General features: G+C 67.8%; 2 protein-coding genes and 2 pseudogenes. 3 read left to right on the forward strand and 1 reads right to left on the reverse strand.

All coding sequences use genetic code 11. The features are described from left to right. The 3 genes and pseudogenes from B1A78_RS22890 to B1A78_RS21630 all read left to right on the forward strand — a co-directional run. Nucleotides 1–330 (forward strand): annotated as a pseudogene (locus B1A78_RS22890) (hypothetical protein); the annotation flags it as partial. 83 nt (nt 331–413) lie between these two features. Beyond that, complete coding sequence (cysE, locus tag B1A78_RS21625; protein WP_077148890.1) at nt 414–1,121, forward strand: serine O-acetyltransferase; 708 nt, start codon at nt 414–416, stop codon at nt 1,119–1,121. Continuing rightward, complete coding sequence (locus tag B1A78_RS21630; protein ID WP_077148889.1) at nt 1,121–1,468, forward strand: DUF2794 domain-containing protein; 348 nt, start codon at nt 1,121–1,123, stop codon at nt 1,466–1,468. The genes cysE and B1A78_RS21630 overlap by 1 nt, the downstream gene beginning before the upstream one ends. Here the strand turns inward: B1A78_RS21630 and B1A78_RS21635 are convergent. Beyond that, a pseudogene (locus B1A78_RS21635) lies at nt 1,446–2,029 on the reverse strand (hypothetical protein); the annotation flags it as partial. The gene B1A78_RS21630 and the pseudogene B1A78_RS21635 sit on opposite strands and share 23 nt — an antisense overlap.

The following is a 2,029-nucleotide window of genomic DNA, read 5'->3' on the forward strand; positions in this document are numbered from 1 at the left end:
GCGGAAGCGATGCTGCTCGCCGACGATGATGCAGCGCGCGGTGCGGCGGCGATGGCGTTCGGCACCGCGCTCTTCACCCTTTCGGGCGGTGGAACCGGCACGCGCTGGGGCCTGCTGTGGGGCGCCGGCGTGCAGGTCGAAGAGGAAGACGCGCAGTATCTCTTCGCCGCGGCGCGCGCGGCGCGCGTTCCGTCGCGCGACGCTTTCGCGGGCCGGCGCGCGCTGCTGATGCTCGACCGCTGGGCCGCCGCGATCGCCGCGGCGGGCGGCGTACGGCGCTGGCGAAGCGAGGGGCTGTTGCTGTTTCGCGTCGGGTTGATCGGCCGCTGACGAATAAAATGCGCCGGGGGTGGAAATGCCGCCGCCGAACATCTATCTTGTGCGGTACATAATAGGGTCGCAGGGGACGATTGATGTTCAACGGGCTGATCGCCTATCTCGATTCGATCAAGGCGCGCGACCCCGCGCCGCGCTCGCGTTGGGAAATCCTGCTCTATCCCGGCCTGCTCGCCGTCGGCATGCACCGCATCGCCCACTGGCTGTTCGAGGCCGACCTGTTTTTCCTCGCGCGCTTCGTCAATCATTTCGCGCGCTTCCTGACCGCGATCGACATTCATCCGGGGGCGAAGATCGGGCAGCATCTGTTCATCGACCATGGTTTCGGCGTCGTGATCGGTGAGACCGCCGAGATCGGCGACAATGTCTCGATCTATCAGGGTGTGACGCTCGGCGGCACCGACCCTGCCAACGGCATCGGTGGCAAGCGCCACCCGACGCTCGCCAATGACGTGATCGTTGGTTCGGGCGCGCAGATCCTCGGCCCGGTGATGGTCAACGCGCGCGCGCGCGTCGGCGCCAATGCGGTGGTGACCAAGGATGTGCCCGAGGGCGCGGTGATGGTCGGCATCCCGGCGCGCTCGACGCTCGTCGATGCCACCGAATATGCTCGTGAATTCGTGCCCTATGGCACGCCGTGCAGCGAAAGTTTCGATCCCGCGACGCAAAAGGTCGAACTGCTGCAATGCCAGCTCGAGCAGTTGCAGAAACAGCTCGCCGCGCTGGTCGCCGAGCGTGAGGCCGCGATCGAGCCCGCGCCGCGCAAGGGACGCAGTCGCGCCTGATGGGGACCGTGACGCCCCTGCCGCTCGCCGGTCGCACGGCGCCGCAGCAGACCGGTTTCGAGCGCACCGAACTGATGCGCATCCTCGACCTCTATGGCCGGATGGTCGCGGCGGGGCATTGGCGCGATTATGCGATGGACTTCCATCGCGACGCGGCCATTTTCTCGGCCTTCCGCCGCGCGTCGGAACGCCCCGAATATCGCATAGAAAAACGCCCCGCCTTGCGGAGCCGCCAGGGCATGTGGGCCCTTGTCTCCGAAGCCGGGGCGATATTGAAACGCGGGGACGAGCTCGCCAATGTGCTCGCCCCCGTCGAACGCAAGCTTATGAAGCTGGTATCGGACTGACCGGCCGCACCGTCGCCGGCAGCTGGTCGGCGATGTTGGCGGGCAGGAAGCCGACCACCACGCTCCGCGCATTCTGCCAGAAGGCCGAGAGCAGCAGCAGCGCCGAACCGATGACGAAGGCGGTGAGTGCGACGTTGAGCTCGACCGCGCCAAAGGTCTGGAACAGCTGGGTCAGCGCGAACAGCACATAGGCGAGGGCGGAGACGAGCAGCGCGCGGCGGTCGATCGCGAGCGCGATCAGGCCGAAGGCGATATAGATGGCGATCACCATCACCGCGGCGGCGCTCCCGATGTCGTTGCCCTGCGTCACGCCGAGCAGGTGGAAGATCGGATGCGCGATCATCGGCGCGGCGAGCAGGTGGAGCCAGAAGGCGACGTCGCTGCGGCGCGTCTGGCGGACCCGGTCGCTGCGGTCCCACCACATCGCGAGCGCGAAGATGCCGAGCCCGGCGACGAGCACCAGCGTCATGAACAGGTTCACCGGCGGTTCGTTGCCGCCGACGATCGCGAGCACCAGCGCCACCGCGGTGCCGGCGAGCGCGGCGCTGCCCGCCGCGACGG

The organism is Sphingopyxis sp. KK2, from assembly GCF_001990265.1.
Taxonomy (GTDB): domain Bacteria; phylum Pseudomonadota; class Alphaproteobacteria; order Sphingomonadales; family Sphingomonadaceae; genus Sphingopyxis.

What these genes read in the sequence shown, in the direction of transcription:
- cysE (WP_077148890.1), top strand. Translation starts at nt 414, where the DNA reads ATGTTCAACGGGCTGATCGCCTATCTCGATTCGATCAAGGCGCGCGAC.
- B1A78_RS21630 (WP_077148889.1), top strand. Translation starts at nt 1,121, where the DNA reads ATGGGGACCGTGACGCCCCTGCCGCTCGCCGGTCGCACGGCGCCGCAG.